Genomic DNA, 18372 nt, shown 5'->3' with positions numbered 1-18372 from the left:
ACGCAGAGTTTTCGAAGGGAGAGGTGCGGAGCGGCGACGGCGGTCGGGGCGTGCGGTGCGGCGATCAGAGGAGATTGCGCAGCACCCGCTCCCGGACCATCAGGGCGGCGCGCTTCTCGGGAAGGTCGATTTCCGCCTGGCAGCGGAAGCCCGAGCTGAGGAAGGCCGATACGGAGGGGGTGTTGCGGATGTCCGGTTCCGCGACGACGCGTGTGCAGCGGGGGCGGTTGCCGAGTACCAGGTCGGCGACGGCACGGAGCAGGGCCGTGCCCAGCCCGCGGCCCCGGTTCGCGCCGTCTCCGATGAGCAGGTGGATACCCGTGTCGTGGGGGCGCGCCGGGTAGTGCCGGGAGAGCGGGTCGAGGTCGGCCCGGTAGATCTCCCAGTAGCTCATCGGCGTGCCGTCGAGGAGGCCGAGGCAGGGGATGCTCCGGCCGTCGCCGTCGATCTGCGACCGCAGGTGCGCGGCGGTGACCGCGGCGGGGCCGGCGAGCTCCCAGTAGGCGTCCACTTCGGGATCGTTCATCCACGCGGTGAGGAGATCCAGGTCCCGGCCCGGGCGTACGGGTTCGAGGCGGAAGGCTCCGGCCCGGGTGGTGACGCTGCCCCAGGTGGCCGGTGAGTCGAGCAGGTCCGCCTCGGCGAGCAGGGGCAGCAGGTCTGCGTTGAGGCGCTGTACGTCGGAGTGCCGGCGGGCCGCGAGAAGGGCGTCGACCGCGTCATGGGCGTCGAGACCGGGTCCTGCGAGATCGGCGGCGGTGTCCGTGAGGCTCATCGGGGGCTCTCCTCCGCGTCGGGCTCCGACGCGTCAATCGTGAAGGGGGTTGGTGATGGTGACGTAGACGGACTGGGTGTCGACGGGGCCGACCAGCTCGTCGAGACCGCCCAGGCGGGTGAGCAGGTTCGCCTTGCAGCGCAGGGTGGGCGAGTCGAGCAGCCGCGTGGGGAGCGGGCCGAGGCCCGCGGCCTTGGCGAGGAAGCGGCGGAATGCGGCGAGGAGGACGCGTTCGTCGGCGAGGCGCTGGGAGCCGAAGGCTCCGATGAGGCCGAACACGTTGTTGATGCCGAGGTAGTAGGCGAAGCGTTCGTCGGTGACGGAGTCGGAGACGAAGGTGTCGCTGCGGCCGCCGATGCCGGGAAGCCGTCGTTCCAGCTCCGCGCGGCGGGATTCGCGGAAGTAGTAGCCCTGGTTGTCGCGGTAGCGGCCGCCCGTCGGCCAGCCGGCGGGGTCGAGGAGGACCAGCGTGTTCTGCTGGTGCGCTTCGAGGGCGATACCGGCGAGGGCGTCGAAGGCGAGGACCGGCAGGACCACGTGGTCGAGGTAGCGCAGGAACCACTCGGCGGCGACGGCTGTGCTGGTGTGGCCGGTGGCGGAGGCGAGACCGGTGACGATCTCGGTGAGCCGGGAGGTCATGGTGGTCCGGCCGGGCCATGGGCGGGGAGAGGTGAGCGCGGCGATGCAGACGGCGTCGTCGCCCGAGCGGAAGGGGTTGTGGCGGAGCAGGGCGTCGAGGCCGGGGACGGGGGTGCCGTCGGGGGCGTCCACGGCCACCCATGCCGGGTCGCGGACGATGTCGAAGCCGGGGTGGGCCGCGCGCCACTGCTGGGCGAGGCCCGTGCGGAGCAGCCGGTGCACTTCGACGCCCCGGTGGAGTTCCTTGCGGAGGTTCTCGCGGCGGGAGTTGGTGATGCGTACGCCCAGGGAGAGCTTCAGCATCGCGGGGGCGCCTGGCCGGTGGACGGTTCGGACGGAGGAGGTCGGGTACCAGGCCTCGCCGTGCGGGCCCAGGTCGTGCAGGAGTCCCGCGGCGCGGAGGGCGGCGACGGAGGGGCGCTGGAGGAGTTCGCGGGCCTGCCAGGGGTGCAGGGGAAGGGGGGTGGTGCCGTCGGGCAGTGGAAGTCCGGGGGCGAGTCGGCCGAGGAGTCGCGGCGCGGACACCGGACGGCCGCGCTCGGTCCAGGCGGAGTCGGTGGCCAGTGCGGAGGGAGCGACGGCGAACCAGTGCAGGGGGAAGGAACCGTGGAGTTCGGGCGAGTAGTGACGGGCTTCGGTCTCGGAGAGTCCTTCGCGGCTCTTCGGGTCCGGCTGGAGGGGGTGGCCCAGGAGGAGTGACTGTTCGGCGGTGAGGAAGCGGTCCGCGCAGGCGGGGGCCGGGGCGGTGGGGCGCACGCGCCGGTCGGCGATGAACTCGGCGGTCCGGCGCACCGAGTCGGCGACCCGGCCGACGAGGTCGGATCCACCGCGTCCGCCGCCCGCGCCCTCACGGGCGATGAGCGCGGCGAGGGTCACGGCGTCCAGGCACGGCGCGGTGGGCGCGGTGCCTTCGAGGCGGGCGGGACCGAAGCGGTGCCAGCCCGTGTGCGACCAGTGGCGGACGCCGACCAGCACGGCGGTGCCGGATGAGGGAAGGGGGATGCGCAGCGGGCTCGCGGCGGGGCCGTCGGGGCGGTGGAGTCCGGATTCGCGGACCCAGCACCGGAGGATGTTCTCCACCGCCGCGGCCTCGGCGGCGAGAGCCGGGTCCGGGTGGTCCAGGGGGTCGGGTCCGGCGGTCGGCTCCGGTCGGATGAAGCCCGGCCAACCGGTGCGGGCTCTGGGAGTGCCGGCTTTCTGCCGCGGCACGGTGGCGGTGGCCCCGGTGTCGGCTGCGGCGGCGGGCTGTGGGAACGGCACTCGGGGGGTGGATTCCGGGCTCAGGGACTGCTCCGCCGTGATCCCGCCGGTGGGGGTGCCGGCGGCGGAGCCGGGCCCGGCGGCCGGTTCACCTGGGGGCGTCCGCGCCTCGGACGGACCGGGCGCCGGGTCGGTGGCCCGGAGGGGGTCTGGGCTGCGGGGCTCGTCGGCGGACGGTGCAGGTGCGTCGTCGGCCGCGGCCGGCGCGGTGGGTGGCTGCGCCCGGGCGGCGTCCCCTGCGGGGTCGGCGGGCGGCACCGGCGCCGGCCGGCCCGGGGCCGCGGCTGAGGCTGCGGCTGCGGCTGCGGGCTCGGGACGCGGGGGCGCCGAACGGACCGGGTCGGGCCGTGGCTGCGGTCGGGCCGGCCCCTCCGGGTCGGCCGCGGGCGCGGGGGTGGCAGAAGTCGCCTTCTCGGGAAGGGGGTTGGTCTGGATCGAGGTACCAGGGGTGAACGGGGTGGTCGAGTTGCCAGGAGGGGCCGGGGTGATGGGGGTGGCCGGGGTGACGGGAGTGGTCGGGGTGGACTGGTGCGGCTCGGGCATCACGGGTCCTCCGGTGCGGGTCAACGGGTCCGGGTCCGGCGTGCGGCGGCCGGGATGGCGTCGGCCAGGCGGTCGAGGACCGCCGCGGCCTGCTCGTCGGTCAGGGTCAGCGGGGGCATCAGGCGGACCACGGCGCTGTGGCGGCCGCCGAGTTCGACGATCAGGCCGCGTTCCAGGCACTCCTGGCGGACCGCCGCCGCGAGGGCCGGTGCGGCGGCCTGCGTGTCGGGGTCGACGAGTTCGAGGCCGATCATGAGACCGCGGCCCCGGACGTCTCCGATGCAGGGATGGCCGGCGGCCAGACCGCGCAGGGCCGCCGTCATCCGGTCGCCGAGGACGGCGGCGCGCTCCGCGAGCCGGTTCTCGCGGACGAAGGCGAGCGTGGCCGTGCCGGCGGCCATGGCGAGCTGGTTGCCGCGGAAGGTCCCGGCGTGGGCGCCGGGCGCCCATACGTCCAGGCCCGACCGGTACACGATCACCGCGAGCGGCAGGCTGCCGCCGATGGCCTTGGACAGGACCATCACGTCGGGCACCACTCCGGCGTGGTCGACGCCCCAGAAGGCTCCGGTCCGGCCGACCCCCGTCTGGACCTCGTCGGCGATGAGGGGGATCCCCCTCGACGCGGTGATCTCCCGCATGCGGCGCAGCCAGCCGTCCGGTGCGGGGTGGACCCCGCCCTCGCCCTGTACCGGTTCGACGATCAGGCCGGCGGGGAGGGGGACGCCCCCCTTGGGGTCGTCGAGCAGGTTCTCCGTCCAGCGCGCGGCGAGTTCGGCTCCCTCGGGGCCGCCGACGCCGAACGGGCAGCGGAAGTCCTGCGGGTAGGGAAGCCGGGTCACCCGGCCCTCGGCAGCGCCTCCCGAGGCTTCCAGGGCGCCGGCGGTCATGCCGTGGTAGGCCCCGGTGAAGGCGAGCAGTCCGGGGCGGCCGGTCGCGGTGCGGACCAGTTTGAGGGCGGCCTCCACGGCGTCCGTGCCGGCGGGCCCGCAGAACTGGATGCGCGCGTCGGCGGCCAGGGCCGGCGGCAGGTTGGCGAACAGCTCCGTGGTGAAGGCGTCCTTGACGGGTGTGGCGAGGTCGAGGACGTGCAGGGGCGCTCCCGAGTCGAGTACTCCGCGGACGGCTTCCAGCACCACCGGATGGTTGTGTCCGAGCGCGAGAGTGCCGGCGCCGGAAAGGCAGTCGAGGTAACGCCGGCCGTCGGCGCCCTCGATGGTCAGCCCGCGCGCCCGTACCGGGACGATGGGCAGGGAGCGGGCGTACGTCCGGGCCGCGGACTCCCGCTGCGCCTGCCTGCGCAGGATGCCGTCATGGCGTGCCGCGCGGCCGGTCGGCGGCGCCACCGGGGGCCGCGCGTGCGGCGTTTCCTGCGGTGGGACCTGTGTCGCGGCCGCCGCCCCGGCCGGCTCGGTGAATGCCACGAGTGTCGCTCCTCCCGCACTGGCTTCGCCTGTGGATTGCGCTTCGAACATCGGCGCTCCCCCATCCCCCGTACGTACCAACGACGGTGACGGCGAGGGATCACGGGTGGACCCAAGATCCTTGGTTGCTCAAGAAATGAGCAAAAGGAACCGCGGACCCGGGCTGTGTCGTCCAAGGCGGCAGCGGCATAGTGGGGGGCTCCACTCCACGCCTCGAACCTCCAGGGGGACGAACCATGCGACCGAACCGACCGGTCACCGCGACGCTCTGCGCGGCCGCCCTCGTGCTGACCGCCGCCGCGTGCGGCCCCGGCGACGGGGAGGCCGGCGCCGACGCCAAGCCGACCGTGGCGGCGAGCCTGCCGAACACGGACGGGATCAAGATCCCGGACCAGCTCAAGCAAAAGCTCAGGGAACGCGGAATCGACCTGGAGAAGTGGAAGGGGGGTGAGTGGAAGAACTGGAAGCAGGAGGACTGGCTCCGGGAGGCCGGCGACTACATAAATCCGATCATCGAGGACCTCTGGGACCCGGACCGCATGCGTGACGCCGAGCAGCCGCAGCGCCCGTCCGTCGACCCGGACGCGGGCAGGGACCAGGGCGTCACCGACCCGACCCCGGCCCCGGTGGCGGCCAGGCCGGCCAGCGCGCCCTACCACCAGAGCGTCCCGGAGTCCGGCAAGGTCTTCTTCGACGGCCCCGAGGGCTCGATGGTGTGCTCGGCGACCGTGGTCAAGGACCCCGCACGCCCCGGCAAGTCCAACCTGGTCTGGACCGCGGGGCACTGCGTGCACGCGGGCAAGTCCGGCGGCTGGTACCGCAACATCGCCTTCGTCCCCTCCTACAACAACGCGGGCAAGCCGTCGGCGCAGCTCAAGGGCGCTCCCCGGTCGCAGGTGGCCCCGTTCGGCGTGTGGTGGAGCGACTGGGCGCAGACTTCCGACCAGTGGATCGCGACCGGCGGTCCGACCGGCGGCGCGGGTGCCCCGTACGACTTCGCCGTGCTGCACGTGACGCCTGAGAAGGGCAGCGGCAAGTCCCTGGAGGAGACGGTCGGTTCGGCGCTCCCGGTGGAGTTCGCGGCGCCCGCGGTCCCGAAGGTCGCGAGCCTGACGGCGACGGGTTACCCGGCGGCGGCCCCGTTCGACGGCCAGAAGGCCTTCCAGTGCACGGACCGGCCCGGGCGGCTGACCCTGCGGGCGAACGAGCCGGTGATGTACCGCATCGGCTGCACGATGACCGGCGGCGCCTCCGGCGGCGGCTGGGTCGCGACGGGCGCCGACGGCAAGCGGGCGCTGGTGTCGAACACCTCGATCGGGCCGGTCAAGGCGGGCTGGCTGGCCGGGCCCCGGCTGGGTCCGGAGGCGAAGGGCATCTTCACCGCCGTCAGCAACAAGTTCAAGTAGACGGCGGCCGTCGGCGGCCCTGGCCGCCGACGGTCCGCCAGGAGCGATGACGAACGGCTGAGGGCCCCCTGCACCGCAGGGGGCCCTCAGCCGTTCGGACCCTCAGGAGCTCAGGCGCTCCGGAGCCCGATCCGGGCTACTGCTTCGCCAGCGCGTACGGCGCCAGGTCCGCCGCCAGCTCCTGGTGGACGCGCGCCTTGAGCAGGGTGCCCTCCGGGGTGTGCTCCTCGGAGATCACCTCGCCCTCGGCGTGTGCCTTGGCGACCAGCGAGCCGCGGGTGTACGGCACCAGGGCCTCCACCTCGACCTCGGGCCGCGGCAGCTCGGAGTCGATGAGCGCGAGGAGTTCCTCGATGCCCATGCCCGTCCGCGCCGAGACGGCGATGGAGTGCCGCTCGATCCGCAGCAGCCGCTGCAGGACGAGCGGGTCCGCGGCGTCCGCCTTGTTGATCACCACGATCTCGGGCACGTCGACCGCGCCGACCTCGCGGATGACCTCGCGCACCGCCGCCAGCTGCTCCTCCGGCGCCGGGTGCGAGCCGTCCACGATGTGCAGGATCAGGTCGGAGTCGCCGACCTCCTCCATCGTGGAGCGGAACGCCTCGACGAGGTGGTGGGGCAGGTGCCGGACGAACCCGACGGTGTCGGCCAGGGTGTAGATCCGGCCGCTCGGCGTCTCCGCCCGGCGCACGGTCGGGTCGAGGGTGGCGAACAGTGCGTTCTCCACCAGCACGCCCGCGCCCGTGAGGCGGTTGAGCAGCGAGGACTTGCCCGCGTTGGTGTAGCCGGCGATGGCGACCGACGGCACCCTGTTGCGACGCCGCTCCTGCCGCTTGATGTCGCGGCCGGTCTTCATCTCCGCGATCTCCCGGCGCATCTTCGCCATCTTCTCGCGGATCCGGCGCCGGTCGGTCTCGATCTTGGTCTCACCGGGGCCTCGGGTGGCCATGCCGCCACCGCCGCCGCCACCCATCTGCCGGGACAGCGACTGACCCCAGCCCCGCAGCCGCGGCAGCATGTACTGCATCTGCGCGAGAGCGACCTGCGCCTTGCCCTCTCGGGACTTGGCGTGCTGGGCGAAGATGTCGAGGATCAGGGCGGTCCGGTCGACCACCTTGACCTTGACGACGTCTTCGAGGGCGATGAGCTGGCCGGGGCTGAGCTCGCCGTCGCAGACGACGGTGTCGGCACCGCTCTCCATGACGATGTCACGCAGCTCGCGGGCCTTGCCCGAGCCGATGAAGGTGGCCGGGTCCGGCTTGTCGCGGCGCTGGATCACGCCGTCCAGTACGAGAGCGCCGGCCGTCTCGGCGAGGGCGGCGAGCTCCGCGAGGGAGTTGTCCGCGTCCTGCACCGTTCCGGAGGTCCAGACACCGACGAGGACGACTCGCTCCAGGCGGAGCTGTCGGTACTCGACCTCGGTGACGTCTTCGAGCTCGGTGGAGAGGCCGGCCACGCGGCGCAGTGCCGCGCGGTCGGAGCGGTCGAACTGGTCGCCGTCCCGGTCTCCGTCGATCTCGTGGCTCCAGGCGACGTCCTCTTCCATCAGGGCATCGGCCCGAAGGCTCTCGGTGAAGCTCTGCGAGTCACGCACGTCCGTCGCGTCCCGCGCATCCTGGGAAGGGGAAGAAGAGGAGGTCATTGGATCCTTACGTCGATTCGAATAGCGGTGTCACGCCTGGCGGGGACACGGTGGCTGTCTCGTCCAACGTGTCACACCGCCCGGGGATTCCCCGAACGGACCTGTCGATGGTGACATGCCCGTTCCCCGGCGGTCACACCCTTTTCCCGCCGGGCACGGCCTTGCCCGCCGTCTTGCCCGGCGCCGCCTTGCCCGGTGCCGCGGCCGGTGCCGCGGCCGGGGCGCTCCACTCCGGGTGCCCCGGCATCGGCGGGGTCTTCGCCCCGTACAGCCAGGGCTCCAGGAAGGCGGTGAGGTCACGGCCGGCCTCCTGCGAGGCGAGGCGTACGAAGTCGTCCGTGCCCGCGATCCCGTCCCGGTACTGCTCGACCCAGCGCCGTTCGATCCGGTCGAAGGCGGGCGCGCCGATCTCCTGCCGCAGGGCGTAGAGGATCAGTGCGGAGCCGTCGTACACGACCGGCCGGAACAGCCCGATCTTCTCGCCGGGCGCGGAGGCCTTCGGGGCCGCCGGGGGCCCGCCCGCCGCCCGCCACTGGTCGGAGCGCTGGTACGCCTCGCGCATGCGCCGCTCCAGGGAGTACTTGCCGAGCCCGTCCGCGTACAGGGCCTCGTACCAGGTGGCGTGTCCCTCGTTGAGCCACAGGTCGGACCAGGTGCGCGGAGTGACGCTGTCGCCGAACCACTGGTGGGCGAGCTCGTGGACCATCACCGACTCGACGTACCACTCGGGGTAGCCGTCGCCGGAGAACAGGCTGCTCTCGAAGAGCGAGAGGGTCTGCGTCTCCAGCTCGAAACCGGTGGTCGCCCGGGCGATCAGCACCCCGTAGTTCTCGAAGGGGTAGCGGCCGACCCGCTCCTCCATCCACGCGATGTGGCCGGCGGTCTTCTTCAGCCAGGGGTCGAGGCGCTGCCGGTCGGCGGCGGGCACCACGTCGCGCAGCGGCAGCCCGTGCGGTCCGGTCCCGTGCACGACGGCGGAGCGGCCCACGGAGACCTGGGCCAGCTCGGTGGCCATCGGGTGCCTGGTCCGGTACGTCCATGTCGTCGAGGCGCCGGAGCGCAGGGCGGGTGCCGCCTGGTAGCCGTTGGCGACGGCCGTGAGCCCGGCGGGGGCGCTGATGCGGAAGGTGAAGAGGGCCTTGTCTGCGGGGTGGTCGTTGCAGGGGAAGACGCGGTGGGCGGCGTCCGCCTGGTTGGCCATGGCCAGACCGTCCTCGGTGGGCACCCAGCCGCCGTCCCCGCGTCCGCGCGGGTCGCTGGTGTGGCGGACCGTGATGCGCAGCGGGCCGCCGTCCGCCACCGCCCGCCGGGGGGTCAGCACGAGGTCCTCCCCCACGCTCTCGAACCGTGCGGGCTCCCCGTTGACCTCGGCGGACGCCACTTCGCCGTGTGTGAAGTCCAGGTTGACCCGTTCCAGCGGCGCCGTCGCCCGGGCGTCGATCACGGTCACCGCGTCGAGGGGGCTCTTGTTGTCCTTGTACGTGAAGGACAGGTCGTACGAGAGGACGTCGTATCCGGGGTTGCCGAGCTCGGGGAAGAGCCGGTCGCCGATGCCCAGGGGCTTCGGCGGGGGCAGTACCGCGGCGACGAGGGTGAGGGAGGCCGCGGCGAGCAGGGCGGCGCGCAGGCGGGGGGAGGAGAGCTGCATCCACCACCGCTTACCAGCGGTCGGCGGCGAGGCCGTGCACGGCGCGCGACGGGTCCACCCGAACGGGACCTTCCGGCGCCGTACCGGCCTACGCGCGGCTGACGTCGTAGACGCCCGGGACGTCCCTCATGGCGCGCATCAGGGCGGGGAGCCCGGCCGCGTCGGGCAGCTGGAGGGTGTAGGTGTGCCGGACCCGGCCCTCGACCGGCGGTTCCACTGTCGCGGAGACCACCTCGACGCCCTCCTGGGCGATGGCCTCGGTCAGGTCCGCCAGGAGATGGGGGCGGCCGAACGATTCGGCGAGCAGCGTGACCCGGCAGTCGGCGGTCGCCCGCCAGTGCACGGCGACGGAGGTGCGCCCGACGGCCCGCATCTGCGCCACGGCCGCGCACTGGACGCGGTGCACGGTGACGGCCCCGCCGCGGACCAGGAAGCCGGCGACGGCGTCCGGGGGCACCGGGGTGCAGCATCCGGCGAGCCGTACGGTGGCGTCCGGCAGGTCGGCGACGGCGTTGGCCCCGCCGCCCCGGGCTCCGACCACCGACAGCGGTGCCCTGGCCGCCGAGGTGGTGGCCAGGGCGCGGTCGGGGTGGGTCTCCAGCCAGCTGCTGATGGCGATGCGGGCGGCGGGCGTCCGGGCGTGGTCCAGCCATTCGGCCGCCGGTCCGGAGGAGGCGTCCTGGGCGAGCAGCAGCTGCACGGTGTCCCCGTCGGACAGGGGTGAGGACAGTGAGGTGAGGCGCCCGTTGACGCGGGCGCCGATACAGCCGTGGGCGGCCTCGCCGTGCTGGGCGTAGGCGGCGTCGATGCAGCTGGCTCCGGCCGGGAGGCCCAGGGTGCCGCCGTCGGCCCGGAACACGGTGATCTCCCGGTCCTGTGCCAGCTCGGCGCGGAGGACGGTCCAGAAGGTGTCGGGGTCGGGGGCGGACTGCTGCCAGTCGAGCAGCCGGGACAGCCAGCCGGGCCGGGTGGGGTCCACCCGCTCCTCGTCCGGGTCGGCGGCGGCGTCCGCGGTCGCGGTGGCGTACGGGTTGCCGAGCGCGACCACGCCGGCCTCGGCGACGCGGTGCATCTGCCGGGTGCGCACGATGACTTCGGCGACGTACCCCTCGGGCGTGGCGACGGCCGTGTGGAGGGACTGGTAGAGGTTGAACTTCGGGGTGGCGATGAAGTCCTTGAACTCCGAGACGACCGGTGTGAAGCAGGTGTGCAGCTCGCCGAGCACGCCGTAGCAGTCGGCGTTCTCGCCGACGAGTACGAGGATCCGGCCGAAGTCGGAGCCGCGCAGCTCGCCGCGCGAGCGGGCGATGCGGTGCACGGAGACGAAGTGCCGCGGCCGGACCTGCACTTCGGCGCTGATGCCGGCCTCGCGCAGGACGGTCCGTACGGAGTCGGCGATGGCGGGCAGCGGGTCGCGTTCGCCGGCGTGCGCCGCGATCAGGGCCCGGGTGCTCTCGTACTCCTCGGGGTGCAGGATCGCGAAGACGAGGTCTTCCAGTTCGGTCTTGAGGGCCTGCACGCCCAGCCGCTCGGCCAGCGGGATCAGGACGTCGCGCGTGACCTTGGCGATACGGGCCTGTTTCTCGGGGCGCATCACGCCCAGGGTGCGCATGTTGTGCAGCCGGTCGGCGAGTTTGATGGACATCACGCGGACGTCGTTGCCGGTGGCGACGAGCATCTTGCGGAAGGTCTCCGGTTCGGCGGCGGCGCCGTAGTCGATCTTCTCGACCTTGGTGACGCCGTCGACGATGAAGCAGACCTCGTCGCCGAACTCCTCCCGCACCTGGTCGAGGGTCACATCGGTGTCCTCGACGGTGTCGTGGAGCAGAGAGGCCGTCAAGGTCGTGGTTTCCGCGCCCAGTTCGGCGAGGATCAGGGTGACGGCGAGCGGATGTGTGATGTACGGCTCACCGCTTTTGCGCATCTGGCCGCGGTGGGAGCTCTCCGCGAGGAGGTAGGCGCGCCGGAGGACGGACAGGTCGGCGTCCGGATGGTGGGCGCGGTGCGCCTCCGCGACGTGCCCGATCGCGTCCGGGAGGCGGTCCCGGGACGTCGGCCCGAGCAGCGCCGCGCGCCCGAGTCGGCGCAGGTCGATCCTGCTCCGGCCCCGTCTGCGGAGCTCAGGGCGCGCTTCGGGGTGTGCTTCGGGGTTCGTGGCCTCTGCACTCATGGGCACCTCCGGCGGCTTCGACCGGCGGTGGCGGGCATGGGGTGCGCCCTCAGGGCCGGTGCCTGATGTTACCGACCCCACCACGTGGCGCAGTCCACCTCTGGCACAGCGTGAAACGGATCACCCATTAGAGGGAGCTTCAGGCGAAGGCCGTTTCGGTGAGCCAGGCCGCGTCGAACTCGCCGGTGGCCACGATCACGGCCGGACCGGTCATGTCGACGCGGCCGTCGGGGTGTTCGGTGATGACGAGCGTTCCGCCGGGCAGGTCGACGGTGTACGTGGCCGGTTCGCCGGTGGCGGCGGGGTCCGCTCCGTCACGGCGGATGGCGGCCACGGCGACGGCGCAGGCGCCGGTACCGCAGGAGCGGGTCTCGCCGGACCCGCGCTCGTGGACCCGCATGGCGACGTGCCGGGGGCCGCGGTCCACGACGAACTCGACGTTGACGCCCTGGGGGTAGGCGGACGCCGGGCTGAACGGCGGGGCGGTGTACAGGTTCCCGGCGTCGTCGAGGCTCTCGACGAAGGCGACGGCGTGCGGGTTGCCCATGTTCACGTTGCGGGCGGGCCAGCTGCGCGATCCGACGCTGACGGTGACCTCGCCCTCCGGGAACACGGCGCGGCCCATGGCGACGGTGACGTCGCCCGCCTTGTCGAGGTGCACGCGCTTGACGCCGCCGCGGGTGGCGACGGCGAGGTCGCCCGGCTCGACGTGGCCGGCGTACTGGAGGTAGCGGGCGAAGACGCGCACGCCGTTGCCGCACATCTCGGCGACGGAGCCGTCGCTGTTGCGGTAGTCCATGAACCACTCCGCCTCGTCGGCCAGGTGCGCCGCCTCCGGGTGGGCGGCGGACCGGACGACGTGCAGGACCCCGTCGCCGCCGATGCCGGCGCGCCGGTCGCAGATCCTCGCGACGGCGGACGCGGGCAGCTCGATGGCGTTGCCCGGGTCCGGGACGATCACGAAGTCGTTCTCGGTGCCGTGGCCCTTGAGGAAGGAGAGGGTGGTCTGCGTCACCGGCCCATCGTACCCAGCCGCAGCTCAGAGGGGCCGGACCGTCCGAGGGGCGGTCACCGCAGCCGGGCCACCCGGTACACGGCGAGGCCTACGAGGACCAGCGCGACGACGGCGTACAGCGCGGCCATGCGCCAGTCGGGGCGGCGGCCGCTCCCCCGGGCCGGGAGCCCGGGCCAGGTGTAGCCGACCCGCCGGGCGGCCATCATGCCCCAGCCTCCGGCGCAGCAGCTGATGAGGAAGCCGAGCATGGCGACCACGGCCCCGCCGTCGCCGAACTCGAAGGCGAGGGGGAAGGCGAACATCAGCGAGCCGGCGGCGGCGAGCATCACGATGGGGGCGATCTGCCACAGGCGCAGGCGGCGCTGCGGTCGCAGTTCGACCTCGAACTCGGGTCCGGAGGCCGCTTCGGCCTCGGCGGCGTCCGCGGTGTCCGGGCCGTCGGGGGTCAGCCGTGCGGGGTCGGCGGGCAGCCCGAGGCCCTCGGGTCCCTCCATCCCGCCGAGAAGCATCGGATCCGCTTCCCGCCGGGTGTCGTCCCGCCCGGTGTCGCGAGGGCCGGCCTCCATCGCCACGCGCCCTCCCCACTCGGACTCAGTACGCCGCCATGCATCGCAGGTGATCGCACCCGCTGGAGTTTGATGATGGCACGCCCTCGGCCCCGCTACAGGCGCCCGGTGCGTCCCGATGCCATCACGTGATCAGGCTGTGACCGCTCGTTCGACCAACGACTGCGCGAGTCCGGGGAGTTCCGCCCGGTCGGCGGCGGCTCCGCTGAGCCAGTGGACCCGCGGATCGCGGCGGAACCAGGAGTCCTGGCGGCGGGCGAACCGCTTGGTCGCCCGCACGGTCTCCGCCCGTGCCTCGTCCTCGGTGCAGTCGCCGGCGAGCGCGGCGAGCACCTGCTGGTAGCCCAGCGCCCGGGAGGCGGTGATCCCGTCGCGCAGCCCGCGGGCCTCCAGCGTGCGGACCTCGTCCACGAGGCCGTCCTCCCACATCCGGTCGACGCGCCGGGCGATCCGCTCGTCGAGCTCCGGCCGGGCGACGTCCACGCCGATCTGCACGGTGTCGTAGACGGACTCGTGGCCTGGCAGGTTGGCGGTGAACGGCTTGCCGGTGATCTCGATGACCTCCAGCGCGCGGACGATGCGGCGGCCGTTGCTGGGCAGGATCGCCCGGGCGGCTTCGGGGTCGGCGGCGGCGAGCCGGGCGTGCAGGGCGCCGGGGCCGCGCAGCGTGACCTCTTCCTCCAGCCGGGCGCGGACCTCGGGGTCGGTGCCGGGGAACTCCATGACGTCCAGGGCGCCCCGCACGTACAGGCCGGATCCGCCGACGAGGACGGGGGTGCGGCCCTCGGCCAGCAGCCTGTCGATCTCCAGGCGGGCCAGCCGCTGGTACTCGGCGACGTTCGCGGTGTCGGTGACGTCCCAGATGTCGAGGAGGTGGTGCGGGACGCCGCTGCGCTCCTCGACCGTCAGCTTGGCGGTGCCGATGTCCATCCCCCGGTACAGCTGCATGGAGTCGGCGTTGACGACTTCGCCGTCGAACCGGCGGGCCAGGGCGACGCCCAGGTCGGACTTTCCTGCCGCGGTGGGACCGACGACGGCGATGACCCGCGGGGCGGGGGGTGCATTCCTCACCGCCCCAGTCTCGCAGCCCCCGGTCAAGACGCCCGCATGTACCCGATCGAGCGACGTGACGGGGTGGGAGGGGCGTCGTTGCCCTGGCGAGGTTCCGGCCGGGCGCACGCCGTGCGTACGACCGGCGCGAGCCGGTTCGTGAACGCGGAACTTCACTTACACGCGTAACGTTACGGGAGTAGACATGGGCGTTTTTGATCGGTTTTTTCGTCGTAAGGACGAGGCCGTGACCGAGGAGGTCGCGGCCGCGGCTCCCGCGGCGGAGTCCGGTGCGGAGGCCGAGGCCGAGCCTGCTGTCGCGGAGGGCGAGCCGGCGGAAGCCGTGGAGATCCCGAAGCAGCAGTCGGCCGAGGCGGCCGCGGACAGCGAGGCCGGCGAGGGCGCCCGTACGTAGCGCACGCCAACGGAAGGTGACCCATGGGCCTGCTGGACAATCTGAAGGCCAAGCTCGCTCCGGCGAAGGACAAGGTCGGCGATCTCGCGCACCAGCACGAGGGCAGGATCAGCGAGGGTCTGGACAAGGTCGCCAAGGCCGTGGACTCCAAGACCAAGGGCAAGTACAGCGGCCAGATCACGAGCGGGACGGGCAAGGCGAAGGACGCCTTGGGGAAGATCGCGCACAAGGACGCCCCCGGCGGGCAGACGCCGCCGGCCGCCTCCTGACGCGGTCCGCGAACGCCGCAGGGGCGCGGAACCGGATGAGTCCGGTTCCGCGCCCCTGCGGCGTTCGGCGGAGCGGCCGGGCGCCTGGCCGGCCGACTCGTCAGGACCAGGCGGCGACGAAGTACCCGACGCCGTACGGGGCGTCCTCGTACAGCAGGCGGCCGGCGAGGTCCGCGCCCTCGGCGGCGCCGGCCAGCACCTGCCAGGGCGCCCGGCCGGCGGCCTGGAGCTCGGCGGCGAGCCCGGCGTCGATCGCGGCAAGCGCGGCCGTGTCGGCGGTTGCGAGGGCGCGGGCGGCGGCCGCGTCGAAGCCCGCGGCACGCTCGTCCAGGTACCCGGGGGCCTTGAGGGTGCGGCAGGCGCTACCGTCCCCGACGACGAGCATGGCCACGCGTGCCGCGGAACGGCCGATGTCCTGCCCGAGGAGGCCACAGCCGCCGGGCGGGAGGTCCTCGGCGACGGCCACTCCGGCGACCGGGGCGGCCGACCAGCGGGCCTGCCCGAGCAGCCAGCCGGCGACCGCGAGGGAAGCCGGCAGGGTGTCCCCGGTGGCGTGGCCGCTCGGCGATTCGCCCAGGTCCGGACCGAGGGTGACGGTCAGGTCGACGCCGAAGCCGGCGAAGCTGCCGGGGGTGCCCTGGTCGTACCCGCCGCCTTCGGCCGCCGCTCCGACCACGACGAGGAGGTCGGGCCGGGAGGCGGCGAGCACAGCGAGGGCGTCGGAGCAGGCGGTACGGGCGTCACCGAGTTCGGCGGCGGCGCCCGCGGCGACCTCCGGCACGAGCAGCGGCGGGGCGGGGCAGACGGCAGCGGCTACGAGCATGATCCGCAGCCTAGCCGGAGCGCCGCACCCGAGCCTCAGGAGGAGGCGGGCACCGAGCAGCCGGAGGCGGCGGCCGGCAGGGGCGCCGGGACGCCCAGCGTCGGGATGCCGAGCATGACACCCGCGGGCTGGGCGGGGGCGGCGTTGCGCTTCTCCCAGGCGTCGCCGGCGCGGGTGCGGCGCACCGCCGACGTGGGGCCCTCGGCCAGCAGGTGGTGCGGGGCGGCGTAGGTGATCTCCACGGTGACCACGTCGCCGGGGCGGACCTCCTGCTCCGGCTTGGTGAAGTGGACCAGGCGGTTGTCGGGGGCGCGGCCGGACAGTCGGTGCGTGGCGCCGTCCTTGCGGCCCTCGCCCTCGGCGACCATGACCTCCAGCGTGCGGCCTACCTGCTTCTTGTTCTCCTCCCAGGAGATCTCCTCCTGGAGGGCGACCAGGCGCATGTAGCGGTCCTGCACGACCTCCTTGGGGATCTGCCCGTCCATGTCGGCGGCGGGGGTGCCGGGCCGCTTGGAGTACTGGAAGGTGAAGGCGTTGGCGAAGCGGGCCTCGCGCACCACGTGCATCGTCTGCTGGAAGTCCTCCTCCGTCTCACCGGGGAAGCCCACGATGATGTCGGTGGAGATCGCGGCGTGCGGGATCGCGGCGCGGACCTTCTCGATGATGCCGAGGAAGCGCTCCTGCCGGTACGAGCGGCGCATCGCCTTCAGGACCGGGTCCGAGCCGGACTGCAGCGGCATGTGCAGCTGCGGCATCACGTTCGGCGTCTCGGCCATCGCCGCGATCACGTCGTCCGTGAAGTCGCGGGGGTGCGGGGAGGTGAAGCGGACCCGCTCCAGGCCCTCGATCCGGCCGCAGGCGCGCAGCAGCTTGGAGAAGGCCTCGCGGTCGCCGAGGTCGGAACCGTAGGCGTTGACGTTCTGGCCGAGCAGGGTGATCTCCGAGACGCCCTCGGCGACCAGGGCCTCCACCTCGGCAAGGATGTCGCCGGGCCGGCGGTCCTCCTCCTTGCCGCGCAGCGCGGGCACGATGCAGAAGGTGCAGGTGTTGTTGCAGCCGACGGAGATCGAGACCCAGGCCGCGTACGCGGACTCCCGGCGGGTGGGGAGCGTGGAGGGGAAGGCCTCCAGCGACTCGGCGATCTCGACCTGCGCCTCTTCCTGGATGCGGGCGCGCTCCAGCAGCACGGGGAGCTTGCCGATGTTGTGCGTGCCGAAGACGACGTCGACCCAGGGGGCCTTCTTGACGATCGTGTCCCGGTCCTTCTGGGCGAGGCAGCCGCCGACGGCGATCTGCATGCCGGGGCGCCTGGTCTTCATCGGGGCGAGCCGGCCGAGGTTTCCGTACAGCTTGTTGTCGGCGTTCTCACGGACCGCGCAGGTGTTGAAGACCACCACGTCGGCGTCGCCGTCGGAGCCCTCGGGCGCCCGGACGTATCCGGCGTCCTCCAGCAGACCGGAGAGCCGCTCCGAGTCGTGCACGTTCATCTGGCACCCGTAGGTGCGCACCTCGTAGCTTCGCTTCTCGTCCACTGCCTGGCTCCGGTCGCTGCTGGTCATGCCACAAGGGTAGGCGGTGCGCGGGAGGCCTCCGGCCGCCGTGCGGCCCGCCCCCGGGCGGGAGCCCGGCGTACCGGTCGAGCCGCAGGTCAGGGGCGTGACGGCGGCCGCGGGCAGGGAGGGCGGACGGCCCGCACCGTGACAGGACGGCGGCCGGGTGGCAGGATCGCGCCCATGCCTCTCGTACCGCCCCGGATCAGCAGGCGCCACGCCCTGCGGGTCCTGGTGGCCGTACTCGCCGTGCTCGGCGTCCTCACCTGGTGGCTCAATCCTTTCGGCAGGCCGGACCTCCAGGGCGAGCTGACCTTCAGCACCGGCGGGCGCACCGGTGTCTACCACCGGTACGGAACGCTCCTGCAGCAGGCGCTCGGGCGGGACATGCCCGGGGTGGACGTGGAGCTGATGACCAGCGAGGGCTCGCAGGAGAACCTGAAGCGGCTGGCCACCGGGGAGGCGGACTTCACCGTGGCCACGGCGGACGCGGTGGCCCAGTACCGGCTCGACGGGAAGCCGGGCGCGGACCTGCTGCGCGGATGCGCGCGGCTCTACGACGACTACGTGCAGCTCGTGGTGCCGGCCGGGTCGCCGGTGCAGTCGGCGCGGGACCTGCGGGGCAAGCGGGTCGCGATCGGCCAGCCCGCCTCCGGGGTACGCCTGGTCACGGAGCGGCTGCTCACCGCGGCGGGCATCGACCCGGTGCTGGACATCACGCCGGTGTCCATCGGCATCGACACGATGCCGGCCGAGCTGGAGGCGGGCCGGATCGACGCCTTCTTCTGGTCGGGCGGCCTGCCGACGAACGCGGTGAAGGAGCTGTCGGAACGCTTCGACATCCGGCTCGTGCAGCTCGGCGACATGGCGGAGGGGCTGCAGAGGACCGGCAGCCCGGCGCGCTACTACCGGACGGCCGTGATGCCGCAGGACGCGTACTCCCGGGCGCGCAACACCAGCGCGGTGACCACCCTGGCCGTGCCGAACCTGCTCGTGACCACCGCCAAGACCGACCCGGAGCTGACCGAGCAGCTGACCCGCACGGTGATCCTCAGCCGGGACCTGGTCGGCCACGAGGTACACGCGGCGCAGCTGGTGGACCTGCGGACGGCGATCTACACCGATCCCCTGGAGCTCCACGAGGGCGCCGGCCGGTACTACCGGTCCGTCAAGCCCTGAC

15 protein-coding genes are annotated in these 18372 nt (G+C 73.3%); 4 read left to right on the top strand and 11 right to left on the bottom strand.

The features are described from left to right. Positions 1–64: 64 nt before the first annotated feature. From BSL84_RS24845 to BSL84_RS24835, 3 genes are all read right to left on the bottom strand, one after another. Positions 65–775 (bottom strand): GNAT family N-acetyltransferase, encoded by a 711-nt coding sequence (locus BSL84_RS24845; protein WP_030027005.1) that lies wholly within the window; start codon positions 773–775, stop codon positions 65–67. Positions 776–808: 33 nt separating this feature from the next. Further along, positions 809–2698 (bottom strand): IucA/IucC family protein, encoded by a 1890-nt coding sequence (locus tag BSL84_RS24840; RefSeq protein WP_420718802.1) that lies wholly within the window; start codon positions 2696–2698, stop codon positions 809–811. 539 nt (positions 2699–3237) lie between these two features. Continuing rightward, positions 3238–4689, bottom strand: coding sequence for a diaminobutyrate--2-oxoglutarate transaminase family protein (locus BSL84_RS24835; protein ID WP_079273281.1), 1452 nt, complete (start codon positions 4687–4689; stop codon positions 3238–3240). A gap of 185 nt (positions 4690–4874) precedes the next feature. Between BSL84_RS24835 and BSL84_RS24830 the strand changes: the two genes are divergently transcribed. Next, a complete protein-coding gene (locus BSL84_RS24830; RefSeq protein WP_030027324.1) occupies positions 4875–6044 on the top strand; it encodes a hypothetical protein in 1170 nt (389 codons plus the stop codon). A gap of 136 nt (positions 6045–6180) precedes the next feature. On the opposite strand, the gene hflX is transcribed toward BSL84_RS24830, so the two are convergent. The 6 genes from hflX to miaA form a co-directional block, all read right to left on the bottom strand. After that, positions 6181–7686 carry a GTPase HflX gene (hflX, locus tag BSL84_RS24825; protein WP_030027323.1) on the bottom strand — a complete coding sequence of 502 codons (1506 nt, stop codon included), beginning with the start codon at positions 7684–7686 and terminating at the stop codon, positions 6181–6183. 133 nt (positions 7687–7819) lie between these two features. After that, positions 7820–9334, bottom strand: a complete 1515-nt coding sequence (locus tag BSL84_RS24820; RefSeq protein WP_075971141.1) for a M1 family metallopeptidase — start codon at positions 9332–9334, stop codon at positions 7820–7822. An 88-nt stretch (positions 9335–9422) separates the two neighbouring features. After that, a complete protein-coding gene (locus BSL84_RS24815; protein ID WP_030027321.1) occupies positions 9423–11504 on the bottom strand; it encodes a RelA/SpoT family protein in 2082 nt (693 codons plus the stop codon). 139 nt (positions 11505–11643) lie between these two features. Continuing rightward, positions 11644–12519, bottom strand: a complete 876-nt coding sequence (gene dapF / locus BSL84_RS24810) for a diaminopimelate epimerase (RefSeq protein ID WP_075971140.1) — start codon at positions 12517–12519, stop codon at positions 11644–11646. A gap of 53 nt (positions 12520–12572) precedes the next feature. Beyond that, entirely contained in the window at positions 12573–13091 is a 519-nt protein-coding gene (locus BSL84_RS24805; RefSeq protein WP_037661161.1) for a hypothetical protein, read from the bottom strand. A gap of 126 nt (positions 13092–13217) precedes the next feature. Continuing rightward, complete coding sequence (miaA, locus tag BSL84_RS24800; RefSeq protein WP_075971139.1) at positions 13218–14156, bottom strand: tRNA (adenosine(37)-N6)-dimethylallyltransferase MiaA; 939 nt, start codon at positions 14154–14156, stop codon at positions 13218–13220. Positions 14157–14382: 226 nt separating this feature from the next. Between miaA and BSL84_RS24795 the strand changes: the two genes are divergently transcribed. Together BSL84_RS24795 and BSL84_RS24790 are read left to right on the top strand one after the other, a co-directional pair. Continuing rightward, complete coding sequence (locus tag BSL84_RS24795; RefSeq protein WP_324610026.1) at positions 14383–14550, top strand: gliding motility protein; 168 nt, start codon at positions 14383–14385, stop codon at positions 14548–14550. Between the two features lie 23 nt (positions 14551–14573). After that, positions 14574–14819, top strand: a complete 246-nt coding sequence (locus tag BSL84_RS24790) for an antitoxin (RefSeq protein WP_030027316.1) — start codon at positions 14574–14576, stop codon at positions 14817–14819. A 100-nt stretch (positions 14820–14919) separates the two neighbouring features. Here BSL84_RS24790 and BSL84_RS24785 read toward each other — a convergent pair whose 3' ends face one another. Both BSL84_RS24785 and miaB read right to left on the bottom strand, forming a co-directional pair. After that, on the bottom strand, positions 14920–15642 hold the full coding sequence (locus tag BSL84_RS24785) for a hypothetical protein (protein WP_075971138.1): 723 nt from the start codon (positions 15640–15642) through the stop codon (positions 14920–14922). Between the two features lie 35 nt (positions 15643–15677). Beyond that, complete coding sequence (gene miaB, locus BSL84_RS24780; RefSeq protein WP_075971137.1) at positions 15678–17201, bottom strand: tRNA (N6-isopentenyl adenosine(37)-C2)-methylthiotransferase MiaB; 1524 nt, start codon at positions 17199–17201, stop codon at positions 15678–15680. A 174-nt stretch (positions 17202–17375) separates the two neighbouring features. Between miaB and BSL84_RS24775 the strand changes: the two genes are divergently transcribed. After that, on the top strand, positions 17376–18371 hold the full coding sequence (locus BSL84_RS24775) for a TAXI family TRAP transporter solute-binding subunit (RefSeq protein ID WP_075971136.1): 996 nt from the start codon (positions 17376–17378) through the stop codon (positions 18369–18371). The last annotated feature ends 1 nt before the right edge of the window (position 18372 follow it).

The sequence above is a fragment of the Streptomyces sp. TN58 genome (assembly GCF_001941845.1).
GTDB lineage: Bacteria > Actinomycetota > Actinomycetes > Streptomycetales > Streptomycetaceae > Streptomyces.
The sequence above is the reverse complement of the archived record's forward strand: the minus strand, read 5'-3'. Positions and strand labels throughout refer to the sequence as shown.

What these genes read in the sequence shown, in the direction of transcription:
- BSL84_RS24775 (WP_075971136.1), top strand. Translation starts at nt 17,376, where the DNA reads ATGCCTCTCGTACCGCCCCGGATCAGCAGGCGCCACGCCCTGCGGGTC.
- BSL84_RS24830 (WP_030027324.1), top strand. Translation starts at nt 4,875, where the DNA reads ATGCGACCGAACCGACCGGTCACCGCGACGCTCTGCGCGGCCGCCCTC.
- BSL84_RS24820 (WP_075971141.1), bottom strand. Translation starts at nt 9,334, where the DNA reads ATGCAGCTCTCCTCCCCCCGCCTGCGCGCCGCCCTGCTCGCCGCGGCC.
- hflX (WP_030027323.1), bottom strand. Translation starts at nt 7,686, where the DNA reads ATGACCTCCTCTTCTTCCCCTTCCCAGGATGCGCGGGACGCGACGGAC.
- miaB (WP_075971137.1), bottom strand. Translation starts at nt 17,201, where the DNA reads ATGACCAGCAGCGACCGGAGCCAGGCAGTGGACGAGAAGCGAAGCTAC.
- BSL84_RS24815 (WP_030027321.1), bottom strand. Translation starts at nt 11,504, where the DNA reads ATGAGTGCAGAGGCCACGAACCCCGAAGCACACCCCGAAGCGCGCCCT.
- BSL84_RS24790 (WP_030027316.1), top strand. Translation starts at nt 14,574, where the DNA reads ATGGGCCTGCTGGACAATCTGAAGGCCAAGCTCGCTCCGGCGAAGGAC.
- BSL84_RS24845 (WP_030027005.1), bottom strand. Translation starts at nt 775, where the DNA reads ATGAGCCTCACGGACACCGCCGCCGATCTCGCAGGACCCGGTCTCGAC.
- BSL84_RS24835 (WP_079273281.1), bottom strand. Translation starts at nt 4,689, where the DNA reads ATGTTCGAAGCGCAATCCACAGGCGAAGCCAGTGCGGGAGGAGCGACA.
- BSL84_RS24785 (WP_075971138.1), bottom strand. Translation starts at nt 15,642, where the DNA reads ATGCTCGTAGCCGCTGCCGTCTGCCCCGCCCCGCCGCTGCTCGTGCCG.